We start from the raw sequence: 15,306 nt of genomic DNA on the forward strand, positions 1-15,306 counted from the left end.
CGTGACTCCGATGAGCCGGGACGCTACCAGCGTTTGCGCGATACGGCCTATCATTCCATCAGACGGAATGCCATCCCATTTTGGCTACCTCAAGGGGGGACCTTGGCCGGCAAGAGCGAATCGCCCGTGATCAGCGTCGATCGGGCGCTGCGGGTCCTGATGCGGATGGGCGAGATGCCCCGCGGCATCACGCTCGAGGAACTCGCGCGCGATCTCGACGTGCCCAAGAGCACCCTGCACCGACTGCTCGGAGCGCTGAAGCACCGCGGGTTCGCGGCGCAACCGGAGCCTAACGGCCCGTACTTCATCGGGAGTCAGCTCCTCGCGACGGCGTTCCGCTTCCACGACGACATCGACCTGCGCTCGATGGTGCACCCGCTGCTGGCCGACCTGCGCCGGGTGATGGACGAGACGGTGCATGTCGCGATTCTGGACGGCGGCGAGGTGGTCTATCTGGACAAGGTCGAGGCGTCCGGGGCGGTGAAGCTCTCGTCGGTGATCGGTGGGCGAAATCCGGCGCACAGCACGGGGGTCGGCAAGGCGCTGCTGGCCTGGACCTACCCGACGGACGAGGCGCTGCGGGCGTGGGCCACACCGCGGTTGCCCTTGCGGGCGGCGACCCGGCACACCTTCACGTCGGTGCCGAAGTTGGCGGCGGAGCTGGACGAGGTGCGGAGGCGCGGGTACGCGACCGACCTGGAGGAGAACGAGTTGGGGTTGCGGTGTGTGGCCGTGCCACTCTTCCTTGGGAGGGCCGCGCCGACTGCTGCGATCAGTGTGACGGGGTTGAAGTCTCGGATGACGTCGGGGCGGATTGCCGAGCTGGCTTCGACGTTGCGTGCGCGGGTGGGCGAGTGGGCGGGTGGTGCGGGCTAGTTGGCGGCGCGTTCGGTGTCCTCAATCGCCGGACGGGCTGGGGGCCTGGTGCCCTTGTCCTCAAGCGCCGGACGGGCTGGTGGGGTTGGCCTGGTGCCGGTTGTCCTCAAGCGCCGGGCGGGCTGGTGGTGTGCCGTCGACCAACTGGCCGTAGTGGTAAGAGATTTGCTCTGCACTCCCAGGTCGGCTGCCGGCCGGCATGGGGCCTCTTGACGTCGCTACATGGAATTGCGTTCCGCTAGACGGAATGATGGGACGAAGGAGTGGCATGAGGCCTCCGACCGGATGAACGACGGCGCCTGCGACGGGGCCGGCTGCTTCTTCGCCGGCATCAAGGCCGAGGACGACACCCCGGGCGCGGGCGCCCTGTACCGCCTGGATCCCGAGATTCCCGACGACTGGCGGCCCCGACCCGCGCCTGTCCGGGGGTTCGACGACGTGACGACTTCATGCGCGGCGGCAGCCACCCGGGCAAGGCGATCCTGCGCCCCTGACCCTCCCAGGCCCACACGCGCGACCGGAACCACCGCACCTCGCACGCGTAACCGGAACCATCGCGGGCGGTTGTCGTCGTTCCCGGGCGGGCTTGCATTCTCGCCACGGGGGCATGGGCCGACCCATGGAACGCTTCGAGATCGAGATCTTCCCGTTCACCGACCAGAACATGGCCGCCGACGCGCGAGGGCCGGCGGTGCGCTCCGCCGTCGTCGAGGCCACCGGCGAGACCGGCGCCTCGGGCCACCCGCGCTACGCGGGCGAGGGCGTCGTGGCCGACATCGACCCCCACTCCCGCGCCGTCGAGGCGATCACCATCGACGGCGCCGAACTCGAGGACGGGTGGAGCGTACGCGTCATCCCGGTGGAGACGGACCGGGCCTGACCTCCGGAACCCGTGCGGGCGCGGTTCGTTCGGGTGAACAGGTACGAGCACGACCACGACGGCCGGTGGCCGGCTCGACGAGTCGGCCACCGGCCGTCGTCGTCACGACCCAGCGAACCGACCCGAGATCGCCGCAGCCGTCCGGAGCAGTTCCGGGGCCCGCGCCCGCAGCTCGCTGGGGGTCACCCGGGAGGTCGGCGCGGTGATGAGTACCGTGCCCAGTGCGGCCGTTCCGGCTTGTGGCGGGTAGACCGGGGCGCCGATGGCGATCGTGCCCGGGGAGCCGCCGGTGGTCAGGTAGTAGCCCCGGGACCGGATCGCGTCGAGCTCGGCCGGGGCGGGTAGATCGTCGCCCAGGAATTTCTGCGCGTCCGCGTCCAGGAAGGCCGCCGCGCCCGCCCCGGTGGACAGCGGCGCGTGCAGCCCGACCGGCACCACGATCCGCAACGCGTGCTCGCTGTCGACCGAGTCGACCGCCACGAACGAGGGCCCGCGCACCACCCACAGCGTCACCGTCTCGCCGGTGCTCCGCGCGAGCGCCTCCAGATGCGGCCGGGCCCGATCGAGCAGCCCGCCGGCGAAGCGCCGACCGACCACCAGGGCCTGCGCGTCCAGACTCCACGCGCTGCTCGCCGGATCCTGCCGCAGCCAGCCCGCGTCCCGCAGCGTCACCACCGTGCGCTGTACCGCGCTCTTGTCGATGTCCAACGCCCGGGCGAGGCCGGTCACGGTCACCGGCTGCCGCTCGGAGATCGCGGTCAGCACGCGCATCGCCTTCTCCACGGTGCCCAGTCGGCCCACGGCCACGGCGGACCCCTTTCAAAGGAGACGGGTGTCGGCTACCGTCACGGTGTCACAGAGCGATTCCTCGGGTCAAATAGTGACCTCGCTTCAGCGTGGGTGAGTCGGGGTGAGTCGCGCGGCCGACGAAAGGAGCGAGCATGATGGCACCGCGCCCGACGTGGCCCCACCGCCGCACCCCGCAGGGTCCGACGATCGGCGTCCTCGGCGCCAGCGCGGGCGGCCTGGCCATGGGCGTCCGGCTCAAGCGGGCCGGCTTCCACGACTTCGTCATCTTCGAGAAGTCCGCCGGCGTCGGCGGCACCTGGCGCGACAACACCTACCCGGGCGCGGCCTGCGACATCATGTCGCACCTGTACTCCTTCTCCTTCGCGCCCAACCCGGCCTGGAGCCGGACCTACGCCGACCAGCCGGAGATCCTGGCCTACCTCGAATCGATCGCCGACCGCTTCGGTCTGCGCCCACACCTGCGCCTGGCCACCGCCGTGACCGAGGCCCGCTGGGACGACGACGCGAACCACTGGCGACTGCACACCGAGTCCGGCGAGAGCCACCACGTCGACATCCTGATCAGCGCCCTCGGCATGCTCAACCTGCCCGCCGTGCCCAACCTCGTCGGCCTCGACGGCTTCGCCGGCAACGTGTTCCACTCGGCCCGCTGGGACCACGACCACGACCTCGCCGGCAAGCGGGTGGCCGTGGTCGGCACCGGCGCCAGCGCCGTGCAGTTCGTCCCCGAGATCGTCGAACGCACCGAGCGCGTGCACGTCTTCCAGCGCTCGCCCGCGTGGATCGTGCCCAAGCTCCTGCGCCCCTACACGCCCGAGGAGATCCGCCGCTTCCGCACCGTGCCCGGCGCCGGCCGGCGACACCGGTGGCAGATCCTGGCCCAACTGGAGCGCAACACCTCGATCCACACCGCCGACGCGCGCACCGCCGAGCGGGAGAACTGGCACCACGGCCACCTGCGCCGACAGATCCCCGACGACCCGGACCTGCGCGCCGCGCTCACCCCCGACTACCCGATCGGCTGCAAGCGCCTGCTGCCATCCGACACCTGGTTCCCCGCGCTCGCCCGCCCCGACGTCGAACTCGTCACCACCGGGATCGAACGGGTCACCAGGTCCGGGGTCCGCACCGTCGACGGCCGCGAGCGCGAGGTCGACACGATCATCCTGGGCACCGGTTTTCGCGCCGGCGAATACCTGGCCGCCGTCGACGTGTTCGGCCGGGACGGCCGCCGGCTGCGCGACGACTGGCGCGACGGCGCCCAGGCGTACCTGGGGATGGCGGTCGCCGGCTACCCCAACCTCTTCGTGATGTACGGCCCGAACACCAACCAGGGCGGCGGCTCGATCCTGTTCGTCCTGGAGGCGCAGGCCCGATACATCACCGCCGCCGTGCGCGCGATGGCCCGGCGCCGCCTCGCGCACGTCGAGGTGCGCCGCGAGATCCAGGACGCCTTCAACGCCCGGATCCAGCAGGCCATGGACGGCACCGTGTGGCAGGGCTGCGACAGCTACTTCCGCGCGCCGAACGGCCGGATCACCACGCAATGGCCCTACCCCGCGCGGCGCTACTGGTGGGAGACCCGACGGCTGCGCCTGGGCGACTACCGCACCACCCGCACCCCACACCCAGGAGCGAGCGCATGAGCACGCCGGCCCCCACCCTGGTGATCCGCGGCGGACTGATTGCGGACGGCACCGGTTCCACCCTCTACCGCGCCGACCTCACGATCACCGAGGGCCGCATCACCGAAATCGGTCCCGACCTCGAAGTTCCGCACACCACCGGGGAATTGGACGCGACCGGACTCGTGGTCGCGCCCGGCTTCATCGACATCCACACGCACTACGACGCCCAGGTGTTCTGGGACCCGCGGCTGACCCCCTCCTGCTTCCACGGTGTCACCACCGTCGTCGCCGGCAACTGCGGCTTCTCGATCGCGCCGACCCGCCCCGAACACCGCGAGGTGATCGCCCGCACCCTCGAGAACGTCGAGGACATGGACGTCGCCACCCTGGCCGCGGGCATCCCGTGGGACTTCGCCGACTTCCCCGGCTACCTCGACTCGGTCGAGCGGCACGGTGTGGGCCTGAACTTCACCGCCTACGTCGGCCACACCGCGCTGCGGCTGTACGTCATGGGCCTGGACGCTTACGAACGCCCCGCCACCGCCGACGAGATCACCCGGATGGCCGAGGTGCTGCGCACATCGCTGCGCGCCGGCGCCGCCGGATTCGCCACCAGCTACTCGCCCACCCACCAGGGCATCGACGGCAAAGCCATACCCAGCCGGCACAGCGAACGCGCCGAGCTGGAGGCGCTGTTGGCCGTGGCGGGCGAGGAACGACGCGGCATCGTCGGCTTCACCCCCGGCCCCGGTCTGACCATCGCCGACCTGTACGACCTGCAACCGGGCGTGGGCATACCGTTCACCTACACCGCGCTGATGACCGCGCGCAATGGAAACCACGAGCGGCTGCTGACGCTCAATCGCGACGGATGGGCACGCGGCGCGCAGGTGTGGCCGCAGGTCAGCCCGCGCCCGCTGGCCTTCTCGTTCGGGCTGGCCGAGCCGTTCACGCTCAACTCCAATCCGGTCTTCGCCGAACTGATGGCGGGCGACGCGGCCGCCCGCGTCGCCGCCTACGCCGACCCGGAGTTCCGCCGCAGGGCCCGCGAGGTGTGGTCGGCCGAGGGCGCGATCATGGTCCCGCGCTGGGCGACCTACCGGATCGCGGAGAGCACGGCGCACCCCGAACTGGTCGACCACGCGCTGATCGAGATCGCCACGGGTCGCGATCCGCTGGACACCCTGCTCGACCTGGCCGCAGAGGAGAGCGACCCGGGACTGCTCCGGGTGCGCTGCGTACTGGCCAACGACGACACCGACGCGCTGTACGCCATCCTGCGCGACGAACGCTGCACGCTGGGCCTGTCCGACGCCGGCGCGCACGTCGGCCAACTCTGCGACGCGCCCCAGGCCACCGACTTCCTCGGCAACTGGGTCCGCGATCGCGAGCTGATGCCGCTGGGCACCGCGGTACGCAAGCTGACCGGCGTCCAGGCCGACCTGCTCGGCCTGACCGACCGCGGCTACCTGCGCGAGGGCCACTGGGCCGACGTCGTGGTCTTCGACCCCGCCACCGTCGCCCCCGGTCCGATCCGCCGGGTCCGCGACTTTCCGGCCGACGGCGAACGCCTCACCGCCGACCGGCCGGTCGGCATCCGACACGTGCTGGTCAACGGCACCCCGATCCGACTCGACGGCACCACGCAGGACCCGCCGACCCTACCCGGCCGAGTCCTGCGCGTGCCCCGTCGCCCCGCCGGCGCCTAGCGCGGCACTAGACCGCGGCGGACAACGCCGCGAACTGCTCGCCGGAGAGCCGGATCCGGCCGGCCTCGGTGTTCTCCTCCAGGTGCGCGACGCGCGAGGTGCCGGGGATCGGCAGCATGACCGGCGAGCGGTGCAGCAACCACGCGAGCGCCAACTGCGAGGGCGAGGACCCGTGTTCCGTGGCGGTCCGGTCCAACGGGCCGCCCGGTCGGGCGAGTTCACCGGTGGCGATCGGGAACCACGGGATGAAGGCGATCCCCTCCGCCTCGGCGTAGTCCAGGACCGTCTCGGCCTTGCGATTGGCCAGGTTGTACAGGTTCTGCACGGAGACTATCTCGACGATCTCGCGGGCCTGGCGCAGCTGCTCGACGGTCACCTCGGACAGGCCGATGTGCCGGATCTTGCCCTCCTCCTGCAACCGGCCCAGTTCGCCGAGCTGCTCGGCGAGCGGGACCTGCGGGTCGATCCGGTGCAGCTGGTAGAGGTCGATCCGTTCCAGGCCCAGGTGCCGCAGGCTCAACTCGGTCTGCTGGCGGAGGTATTCGGGTCGGCCGATGGCGCGCCACTCGCCCGGCCCGGTCCGGGCGAAGCCGCCCTTGGTGCCGATCACGAGGTCGTCCGGGTACGGGTGCAGGGCCTCGCGAATCAGCTGCTCGCTGACGAACGGGCCGTACGAGTCGGCCGTGTCGATGAAGTTCACGCCCAGCTCGATCGCGCGCCGCAGGACGCGGAGTGCCTCCGGCCGGTCCTTCGGCTCGCCCCACACACCCGTCCCGGTGATCTGCATGGCGCCGTACCCGAGCCGGCGCACGGGCAGATCGCCACCGATCGAGAAGACGCCGGAGGCGTCGGCGGGGCGGGACGCGGAAGATGCGGTCATGGTTTCCCTCGCACTCGGTGAGCGGTCACGGCACTGACAACCCATCGATTCAAGCGCATTCGGCACCGGAATCGGTCACTCGGGTCGCCCCTATTCGGCTTGGCGCACCACGACGGCCGCGACGGGCAGCGGTTCGACGCGGGCCGCCGCGACGCGATCGGCCAACTCGCGGTCGAACGCGCCCGCCAGCAGCTCGCCGCGCACCTGGTCACGGACCTGCTCGAACGGCGGCGCGTCGTTCGACGGCCCCGCCGCGGCCAGGAGTTCGCCGTGCCGGGCGCGCAGCCGCGCGTCGGACAGATCCACCCGGTCGGCCAGGCTCTCGCGGAGCGCGGCCGACAGCCCGGCGAGTTCGGTCCGGGCGTAGCTCTCCTCCTCGTAGCGCGGCACCCCGGGCTCGGGCCGAACCCCGGCGGCGGCCGCGGCACGCCGGGCGTTCTCGGCATCCAGGCGGGCCCGGAAGGCCTGTTCGCTCGGATCGGCCAGGAGCCCGGCCCGCACCGCCCAGAGCCGCAGCAGCTTGTCGGCCACGACCGCGCGCAGCGCCCGCTCGACGAGCACGTCGTGCGGGACCCGGCCCGCCACCGGCGTGCTCCAATACGCGGCGCGCGCGACGCCGGTCGAACACGTTGTGCTCCTTTCAATCCCGCGCCCGGTGCGTGATCGCACCGGGCGCGGGAGTCGGGGGATGTCCGGCCGGGCTCAGGCCGAGTGCGTCAACGTCTCCGGTTCGACCGCGTACGCGAACGGGACGCCGCGCGTGTACCGCTCCAGCTCGTCCAGCGCGTGCTCGACCATGCGGCGCAGCTCGCCGCCGAGGGACCCGGCGATGTGCGGCGTCAGCAGCACGTTGGGCAACTCGTACAGCGGGGATTCGGCGGGCAGCACGTCGGGTTCGGTGACGTCGATGACCGCGTGCAGCCGGCCGGCGGCCAACTCCGCGGTGAGCGCCTCCTGGTCCACCAGCGATCCGCGCGCGGTGTTGATCAGGGTCGCGCCGTCGGGCATCAGGGCCAACCGGCGCCGGTCGAGGAGGTGGCGGGTGGACGCCAGTTCGGGGGCGTGCACGCTGACCACGTCACTGCGCCGGACCAGTTCGTCCAGGTCCACCCGACGCGCGCCCAGGGCGGTGGCCTGATCGGTGGTCAGGTACGGGTCGTGGACCAGGAGTTCGAAGTCGAAGGCGCGCAGCAGTTCGAGCACGCGGCGGCCGATCCGGGAGGCGCCGACGATGCCGATCGTGCGGCGGTAGTTGCCGAACCCCGGGTAGCGGGCGTCCCAGTCGATCGAGCGGCGCTCGGTGCGGTAGGCGTCCCGGATCTGCAGGACGCGCTTGTTCGCGAAGAGCACGGACGCGACCGTGTACTCGGCGACCGGCAGCGCGTTGACCGCGGCTCCGGAGGAGACGATCAGGCCGCGTTCCCAGCACGCGTCGGTGAGGTGGTGCTTGACCGAGCCCGCCGCGTGCACGACGGCGCGCAGGCGCGGCGCCGCGGTGAGCACCGCCTCGTCCACCCGGGCCGCGCCCCAGCAGGTGAACAGCACCTCCGCGTCGGCGAGCGCGGCGCGGGCCTTCGGGGTGTCGAAGTCGGCGGCGATCAGGCCGAGATCCACCTCGGACAGGGCGCTGAGCCGGGCCCTGGCGTCGGCGTCGAGGATGCGCGCGGCGACGGAGGGCGCCATCGCGAGCAGTACGCGCGGCCGACGCCCTTCGGCGCGCGCGGAGCGGGGGGCGGTCTCGAACGAGGTGGTGCCGTTGGTCACTTGACGCTCCCGGCGGACAGTCCGGAACGCCAGTGGCGCTGGAGCGAGACGAAGGCGACGACCAGAGGGACGACGGCCATGAGCGAACCGGTGATCACCAGCGGGTAGAACTCGGGGAAGGCGTGCGCGTTGGTGTTCCACGAGTACAGGCCGAGGCTGACCGGGTACAGCTTCTGGTCGGAGAGCATCACCAGCGGCAGGAAGAAGTTGTTCCAGATCGCGGTGAACTGGAACAGGAAGATGGTCACGAAGCCCGGCATCATCATCGGCATCGCGACCGAGAAGAAGGTCCGGATCTCGCCGGCGCCGTCCATCCGGGCGGCTTCGAGCACCTCCCCGGGGATGTACCCGGCGCTGAACACCCGCGCGAGGTAGACCCCGAAGGGGTTGACGATGACGGGGATGAACACCGCCCAGAACGTGTTGACCAGACCCACCTTGGACGCCAGCAGGTACAGCGGCAGCGCGACGGCGGTGGTGGGCACGAGCACCCCGAGCAGGACGCCGCCGAACAGCTTCTCCTTGCCGGGGAAGTCGAACTTGTCGAAGGCGTAGCCGGCCAGCACGCTGACGAACGAGCCGAGTGCCGCGCCGACGCCCGCGTACAGCAGGCTGTTGACGTACCAGCGCCAGTAGATCCCGTCGTTCTCGGCGCTGACGGCCTTGACGTTCTCGGTGAAGTGGAAGCCCTCGAAGGCGAATCCGTCGCCGCCGAACAGGCCGCCCATGTCCTTGGTCGCGGCGATCAGCAGCCACGCCAGCGGCATCATCATGTACAGCGTCACGAGCACCAGGGCGCCGTTCACGGCGACCTTGGACATCAATGCCTCGGTGGCGCGCCCCTTGCGTCCCTCGCGCGGTCGTCGGGGCGGCTCGGGCAGCGTCTTCGAGGTCGGCACGGGCGCGTCGGCCGCGGCCCCACTCGGCTGCTTCACGGTGACGCTCATGCGGTCCTCCGTCCGGACGACAGGCGGGTGACGCCGAACGACAGCGCGGCGGCGAACACCGCGAGCAGCACCGAGGCCGCCGCGGCCAGGCCGAAGTCGTTGGCGCGGAAGGCCGCCGTGTAGGCGTACATGTTGGGCGTCCAGGAGCTGCCGACGGCGGGGTTGGCGTCGCTCAGGATCGAGGGTTCGGTGAACAGCTGCAGCGAGCCGATGACGGTGAAGAGCATCGTCATGGCGACGGCGGCCCGGATCATCGGGATCTTGACCGACACGGCGATCCGGATCGGTCCGGCCCCGTCCACGGTCGCGGCCTCGACCACCTCGCGCGGGATCGCCTGGAGCGCGGCGTAGAAGATGATCATGTTGTAGCCGATCCACTCCCACGTCGCGATGTTGACGATCGAGAACAGGGCGGTGTCCGAGGCCAGGAAGTCCCAGTGGATGCCGCCGGACTCGAGCAGGTCCACGACCGGGCTCAGGCCCGGCGTGTACAGGTACACCCAGATCAGCGCGGCGATGATGCCGGGGACCGCGTGCGGCAGGAACAGCGCGAGCTGGAAGAACTTGCGCGCCCGGGCCAGGGCCGAGTCCAGGAGCAGCGCGAGGGCGAGCGCGGAGCCGACCATCACCGGGATGTAGAGCACGCAGTACAGGCCGATGGCGATGAAGCCGTCGCGGAACGCGTCGTCGCCGAGCGCGTCGGCGTAGTTGCCCAGTCCGCTGAACACCCGTCTGGTTCCGCCGAAGCCCAGTCCCGAGGTCTTCTCGGTGAACAGGCTGAGCCAGACCGCGTAGCCGATCGGCACGACCATGGTGGCGATGAACAGGGCGTAGAACGGGATCAGGAACAGGGCGGCTGTGGTGTGCCGGCGCCGGCGTACGGCGCGCAGGGGTGTGTTCATCGAACTGCTTCCTCGTGGCGATCCCCCGGTGCGCGGCGGCGCGGGGCGCACCGGGGGCGTACGGGTCACGGGCTCGGGTGGGGACGGGCGGTCAGCTCTTGACCGAGATGCCGCGCTTCTTCAGGTCCTCGACGGTGGCCTTCTGGGCCTCCTCCAGGCCGGCGATGATCGTGCCGCCGCTGGAGAGCTTGCCGAACTGGTCCTTGAGGATGGTGTTCGTCTGCGTCATCGACGGGCCCCACGTCCAGCCGGCGCCGATCTTCGTCGCGGCCTCGGTGAACAGCGGGTAGATGTCCTGCTTGCCGAAGTAGGCGGTGTCGAAGGCCTGCGCGGCGGTGGGCACCAGGTCGGTCGCGGCGGGGTACGCGCTGGAGGTACCGCTGGCGATCCGCGCGGAGATGCCCTCCTTGGTGGTGGTCATCCACTCGATGAAGGTGAGCGCGGCCTTGGTCTTCTTGCTGTCCTTGCCCACCGCGAAGGTCGAGCCGCCGAGCATGCCGTTGGCCGGCGTCCCCCAGTCCGGCAGCGGCGCGACGGCCCACTTGCCGGCCAGGTCGGGCTGGCTGCCCTTGAGCACGCCCGCGCTCCAGGACGCGCCGACGATGCCGACGGTGCCGCCGCTCTTGAGGTCGGCGTTCCACTGCTGGCTGAAGGAGGGCTGCACGCGCACCAGGTCGTCGGTGACCAGCTTGTTCCAGTAGTCGGCGACCTTGCGGGAGTTCGGGTCGGTGAGCGAGACCTTCCAGGAGTCGCCCTCGGTGCCGAACCACGCGCCGCCGGCCTGCCAGGTGAGCCCGGCCATGGTGCTCGGGTCGTCCGGGTAGAAGGTGCCGATCCGCGCGTTCGCGTCGGCCTTCTTGACCTGCTCGGCGGCGGCGCGGTACTCGTCCCAGGTCTTGGGGACCGGGATGTTGTGGCTGGTGAAGAAGTCCTTGCGGTAGTACAGCGCCATCGGGGCGGCGTCCAGCGGCACGGCCCAGGTCTTGCCGCCCAGTTCGGTGAGCTTGTTGACCTGGGCGGGGAACTTCGACTTCAGGCCGCCGACCTTCGACGTGAGGTCCTGCACGGCCCCCTGGCTGACGAAGTCCGGGAGCTGCGGGTATTCGATGGTCAGCACGTCGGGGGCGTTGCCCGCCTTGACCGCGTTGGACATCTTCGCGTAGCCGCCGGCGTTGCCCGAGGGGATCTGCTCGTACTTGACCTGGATGTCGGGGTGGGACTTGTTGAACGCGTCCACCACCTCCTGGGTGCCCTTGGTCCAGGACCAGAAGGTGATCTCCTGCTTCTGCGCCGGCCCGCCCCCGTCGGCGGCGGCGGGACCGGCGTCCTTCTTCTTGTCGCCGCCACCGCCGCAGCCCGTGACGAGACTCAGGGCGGTGACGATGCCGACAAGAGCTGTTCCGAGTCGGATGGATGTGCGCTGCATGGACGCTCCTGGGTCGAACCTGCATCGAAGGCGATAGCGAGCATCATTCGGTCAGGAGCGAACAGGGTCAAGAGCAAATGAACAATCGATGAAAAACGAAACTGATTATGATCGTTCGATCACAGGGAGGTTCGATCGCTCGTCCCTGTCGGTCTCCCCCGTGCCGGTGGTGGCGCGCAGGCGCAGCTGCGGAACGAGCGAGATGTGCCGCGGCGCGGACTCGTCGCCGTCGACCAGGCGCCGCGCGAGCAGTTCGACGGCGGTCCGGCCGACCTCGTGCTTGGGCGGCGCGATGGCGCTCAGCGGCGGGTCGGCCAGTGCCGCGACCTCGTCGTCGTAGGCGATCAGCGCCAGGTCGCCGGGCACGTCGAGACCGGCCGCGCGCAGCCGGGAGACCAGCAGCAGCGCGTCCTGGTCGTTGTGCACCAGCGCGGCCGTGGCGGCGCCGGTGCGCGCGGCCTCGACCACGCGCGCGACCGCTCCGTCGAAGCCGTCGGGATCCTCGCCGGGGTGTGGCGTCTGCACGCCGGCCGGGTCCGGCGGGGTCAGCCCGAGCGCGGCCAGCGCGGCCGTGTACCCGGCCTGGACCGCCGGCGTGGTCGGGCTGCCGAGCCGGGCCACGAGCAGGATCCGCCGGTGGTCCAGCCCGGCGAGCCGGCGCACCGCCTGCGCGGCGCCCAGGGCGTGGTCGGAGGCCACCCGATCCAGGTGTTCGAGCCCCGAACCGATCTCGGCACGACGCTCCACGAGCACGACGGGTACCGGCAGCTGCCCCATCCAGGCGTCCTCCCCGCCCGGCCCGGGCGCCCGCGAGGGGGTGAGCAGCAGCCCGTCCACACCGCCGCGCAGCAGCTGGTCGACCTGGTCGCGGTCCTCGGTCGGGTGATAGCGCGAGATGCCCAGGACCAGCCGCCCGCCGATCGCCTCGACCGCGTCGCGCGCGCCGCGGACCACCTCGGGGAAGTAGTACGTGGCCGACGGCACGAGCATGCCCACGGTCGGCCCCTCGGCGCCGCCGGCGCGCGGCCGGGCCGCGTCGCCCGCGGTCGGCGCGGCCGCGCGCGAGTGCGGCAGGGTGGCCCCGCCGTGCACCCGGTCGAGCAGGCCGCTGGTGACCAGCGACGTGACGTCGCGGCGCACCGTGACGGGCGAGACGCCCAGCCGCTCGGCGATCTCGTTGACCTTGACACTGCCCTGTTCGCGCGCCGCCTTGAGGATGAGTTCCTGTCGTTCTTCCGCCAGCACCGTGGACGCCGTCCTTCCAGATCCCCCAACGCGCGCCGAGAAGAAGGCGCACGGTCCGCAATGCCCGGCTGCTGCCCGGCCGCCCCAGCCTATGACATCCGCATTCGTTTTTGATTGAAACGGATCGTTCGATCAAACGCACCCTTGACCCGATCGTTCGACTCGGCCTAGCGTGTGGAAAGCGCCTTCCAGCGGGTCGAGCGCCGCGCCGACGCCGACGGTCGCCCGACCCGGGGAGTACACGTGAGCACACCGCATCCCTTCGCCCTGCCGCCGGAGGACCGCGAGCTCAGTCCCCACACGGGCTGGACCCGCGCGCACTGGGAGGCCGTCGCCGACGGCCTGATCGCGGCGGTGCGTCCGTACGGCTCCCCGGGCGGCGCGCTGATCACGCTCCCGGGCCGGACCAGCTGGTCGGGCCGCCGCTCGGACGGACTCGAGGGCTACGCGCGGACGTTCCTGCTCGCGGCGCTGCGCGCGGCGGGCACCGCGGCGTCCGGCCGGCCGGTCCCGGCGGGACTCCTGGAGCCGTACGCCCGAGGTCTGCGGGCCGGAACCGCCGCCCCCGGTACGGACGATGCCGAGTCCTGGCCGCACGTGGTCGACCGCGGCCAGGCCATGGTCGAGGCCGCGTCGGTGGCCCTGGGCCTGCACCTGACGAAGGATCAGTTGTGGGACCGGCTGGACGAGTCGACCCGCGAACGGGCCGCGGCCTGGCTCGCGGGCGCGCTGCGACACGAGCCGGTGGACAACAACTGGTGGCTCTTCCCGGTCGCGGTGGGCACGTTCCTGGCGGACGCGGGCCACTTCCCCGACGAGGCCCGCGCCGCGATCGACCGCGGCCTGGCCCGGATCCAGGACTGGTACGTCGGCGACGGCTGGTACACCGACGGCGCCGGACGCTACTTCGACCACTACAACGGCTGGGCCATGCACCTGTATCCGCTGCTGTGCGCGGTGGTCGCGGGCACCGCCCCGGACCCGATCGCGCGGGAACGGCTTCGGGTCTTCCTCGACGGCTACGGCCGCCTGTTCGACCGCACGGGCGCCCCGCTGCACCAGGGCCGTTCGCTGACCTACCGCTTCGCGGCGGCGGCGCCGCTGTGGCTGGGCGCGCTGGTGGACGCCACCCCGTTGGCCCCGGGCGCGACCCGGCGCCTCGCGAGCGGCGTGCTGCGGCACTTCCTGGATCGCGGCGCGGCTCGCGACGGCCTGCTGTCGCTCGGCTGGTACGGCCCCGACGACGCGACGGTGCAGCCGTATTCGGGCTCCGCATCGCCCTATTGGGCGGCGAAGGGCTTCGTCGGTCTGCTGCTGCCCGACGACCACGCGGTCTGGACGGCGCGCGAGCTGCCCGGCCCGGCCGAGGGGGACGACACCGGATTGGGACTGCCGGGGCCCGGGCTGCTCGTGCACACCGGACACGGCGTCGCCCGGCTGGTCAACCACGGCAGCGACCATCAACCGGTGGACGCGTCGGCGCCGGACGACCCGCTGTACGCGCGCCTGGCCTACTCGACCCTGACCGGCCCGACCCGGGAGGGCGATCCGGCGGACAACCACGTGGGCCTGGTCGTGGCCGGCGGGGTGACCGAACGCGGCCGGGTCGAGCCACTGGGGGCGGGGGAGGACTGGGCGGCGTCCGCCCACGTGCCGACCACCGCCGACGGACCGGTTCCGGGCACGCGCATCGCGTCGATCAGCGTGGTGCGCGGTCCCTACGAGGTGCGGGTGCACCACGTGCAGGCGCCGGCGGGCACGCGGGTGCGCGAAACCGGGTGGGCGCCCGCGAGTTCGGTGCCGGGCGAGCTGCGCTCGACGGTCGACGGGGTCGACGCCCGGGTCGAGACCGGGTCCGTGCGGGGCACCCTGACCGGCGCGTTGGGCTACGACCGAGCGGCGGTGTCGGCGGCCCCGCAGGGGACCGCGTTCGGCAGCTCGGCGGCGATCCCGTTCCTGGAGGGCACCGCCACGGGCGGCCTGTTCGCGAGCGTGCTGACGCTGACCTGGGCCGACCGGGCCGAGGGCGGTGCCCCGCGCGTGGTCGAGGCGGAATCCGGCGCGGAGATCGTCTGGGGCGACGACCGCGCGACCCGGCTCCACCGCGACCGCGACGGCCGCTGGAGCGTGCACCACGCGGGCGCCGGCGCGGCCGGGTCGACCCGACGAGAGGCCGGGTCGCCCGCGCGGTGATCGGGCGCGGCCGGGCCGACCGTCGTGGGTGCCGCACGACGATTCC

13 protein-coding genes are annotated in these 15,306 nt (G+C 71.8%); 5 read left to right on the forward strand and 8 right to left on the reverse strand.

Features of this window, described 5'->3' with window-relative positions:
• Positions 1-102 precede the first annotated feature (102 nt).
• On the forward strand, positions 103-876 hold the full coding sequence (locus OG928_RS41825) for an IclR family transcriptional regulator (RefSeq protein ID WP_331767248.1): 774 nt from the start codon (positions 103-105) through the stop codon (positions 874-876).
• Between the two features lie 619 nt (positions 877-1,495).
• Complete coding sequence (locus OG928_RS41830; protein ID WP_406291708.1) at positions 1,496-1,756, forward strand: hypothetical protein; 261 nt, start codon at positions 1,496-1,498, stop codon at positions 1,754-1,756.
• A 102-nt stretch (positions 1,757-1,858) separates the two neighbouring features.
• Here OG928_RS41830 and OG928_RS41835 read toward each other — a convergent pair whose 3' ends face one another.
• Entirely contained in the window at positions 1,859-2,563 is a 705-nt protein-coding gene (locus tag OG928_RS41835; RefSeq protein ID WP_331767249.1) for an IclR family transcriptional regulator, read from the reverse strand.
• Positions 2,564-2,697: 134 nt separating this feature from the next.
• On the opposite strand from OG928_RS41835, the gene OG928_RS41840 reads away from it, so the two are divergent.
• Together OG928_RS41840 and OG928_RS41845 are read left to right on the forward strand one after the other, a co-directional pair.
• Entirely contained in the window at positions 2,698-4,212 is a 1,515-nt protein-coding gene (locus OG928_RS41840) for an NAD(P)/FAD-dependent oxidoreductase (RefSeq protein WP_331767250.1), read from the forward strand.
• Positions 4,209-5,903 (forward strand): amidohydrolase family protein, encoded by a 1,695-nt coding sequence (locus tag OG928_RS41845; RefSeq protein WP_331767251.1) that lies wholly within the window; start codon positions 4,209-4,211, stop codon positions 5,901-5,903. Before OG928_RS41840 ends, OG928_RS41845 begins: the two co-directional genes overlap by 4 nt.
• A 7-nt stretch (positions 5,904-5,910) precedes the next feature.
• On the opposite strand, the gene OG928_RS41850 is transcribed toward OG928_RS41845, so the two are convergent.
• The 7 genes from OG928_RS41850 to OG928_RS41880 form a co-directional block, all read right to left on the reverse strand.
• Complete coding sequence (locus OG928_RS41850; protein ID WP_331767252.1) at positions 5,911-6,783, reverse strand: aldo/keto reductase; 873 nt, start codon at positions 6,781-6,783, stop codon at positions 5,911-5,913.
• A gap of 90 nt (positions 6,784-6,873) precedes the next feature.
• On the reverse strand, positions 6,874-7,368 hold the full coding sequence (locus tag OG928_RS41855) for a hypothetical protein (protein ID WP_331767253.1): 495 nt from the start codon (positions 7,366-7,368) through the stop codon (positions 6,874-6,876).
• Positions 7,369-7,485: 117 nt separating this feature from the next.
• Positions 7,486-8,466 carry a hydroxyacid dehydrogenase gene (locus OG928_RS41860; RefSeq protein ID WP_331768302.1) on the reverse strand — a complete coding sequence of 327 codons (981 nt, stop codon included), beginning with the start codon at positions 8,464-8,466 and terminating at the stop codon, positions 7,486-7,488.
• Positions 8,467-8,543: 77 nt separating this feature from the next.
• Complete coding sequence (locus OG928_RS41865) at positions 8,544-9,494, reverse strand: carbohydrate ABC transporter permease (protein ID WP_406291710.1); 951 nt, start codon at positions 9,492-9,494, stop codon at positions 8,544-8,546.
• The gene (locus tag OG928_RS41870) at positions 9,491-10,396 is read right to left on the reverse strand and encodes a sugar ABC transporter permease (protein WP_331767254.1); all 906 of its coding nucleotides are present in this window, start codon (positions 10,394-10,396) and stop codon (positions 9,491-9,493) included. Before OG928_RS41870 ends, OG928_RS41865 begins: the two co-directional genes overlap by 4 nt.
• A 91-nt stretch (positions 10,397-10,487) precedes the next feature.
• Positions 10,488-11,822, reverse strand: coding sequence for a sugar ABC transporter substrate-binding protein (locus OG928_RS41875; protein ID WP_331767255.1), 1,335 nt, complete (start codon positions 11,820-11,822; stop codon positions 10,488-10,490).
• 105 nt (positions 11,823-11,927) lie between these two features.
• Positions 11,928-13,067, reverse strand: a complete 1,140-nt coding sequence (locus tag OG928_RS41880) for a substrate-binding domain-containing protein (protein WP_331767256.1) — start codon at positions 13,065-13,067, stop codon at positions 11,928-11,930.
• 243 nt (positions 13,068-13,310) lie between these two features.
• Here OG928_RS41880 and OG928_RS41885 point away from each other — a divergent pair, with 243 nt between their 5' ends.
• Positions 13,311-15,260 carry a DUF2264 domain-containing protein gene (locus OG928_RS41885; protein WP_331767257.1) on the forward strand — a complete coding sequence of 650 codons (1,950 nt, stop codon included), beginning with the start codon at positions 13,311-13,313 and terminating at the stop codon, positions 15,258-15,260.
• Positions 15,261-15,306: the final 46 nt, after the last annotated feature.

It is taken from the genome of Embleya sp. NBC_00896 (assembly GCF_045207785.1).
GTDB lineage: Bacteria > Actinomycetota > Actinomycetes > Streptomycetales > Streptomycetaceae > Embleya.

Excerpts from the sequence above, each read along its gene's own strand:
- OG928_RS41830 (WP_406291708.1), top strand. The coding sequence starts at position 1,496 with ATGGAACGCTTCGAGATCGAGATCTTCCCGTTCACCGACCAGAACATG.
- OG928_RS41840 (WP_331767250.1), top strand. The coding sequence starts at position 2,698 with ATGATGGCACCGCGCCCGACGTGGCCCCACCGCCGCACCCCGCAGGGT.
- OG928_RS41845 (WP_331767251.1), top strand. The coding sequence starts at position 4,209 with ATGAGCACGCCGGCCCCCACCCTGGTGATCCGCGGCGGACTGATTGCG.
- OG928_RS41850 (WP_331767252.1), bottom strand. The coding sequence starts at position 6,783 with ATGACCGCATCTTCCGCGTCCCGCCCCGCCGACGCCTCCGGCGTCTTC.
- OG928_RS41860 (WP_331768302.1), bottom strand. The coding sequence starts at position 8,466 with ATGGCGCCCTCCGTCGCCGCGCGCATCCTCGACGCCGACGCCAGGGCC.
- OG928_RS41865 (WP_406291710.1), bottom strand. The coding sequence starts at position 9,494 with ATGAGCGTCACCGTGAAGCAGCCGAGTGGGGCCGCGGCCGACGCGCCC.
- OG928_RS41870 (WP_331767254.1), bottom strand. The coding sequence starts at position 10,396 with ATGAACACACCCCTGCGCGCCGTACGCCGGCGCCGGCACACCACAGCC.
- OG928_RS41875 (WP_331767255.1), bottom strand. The coding sequence starts at position 11,822 with ATGCAGCGCACATCCATCCGACTCGGAACAGCTCTTGTCGGCATCGTC.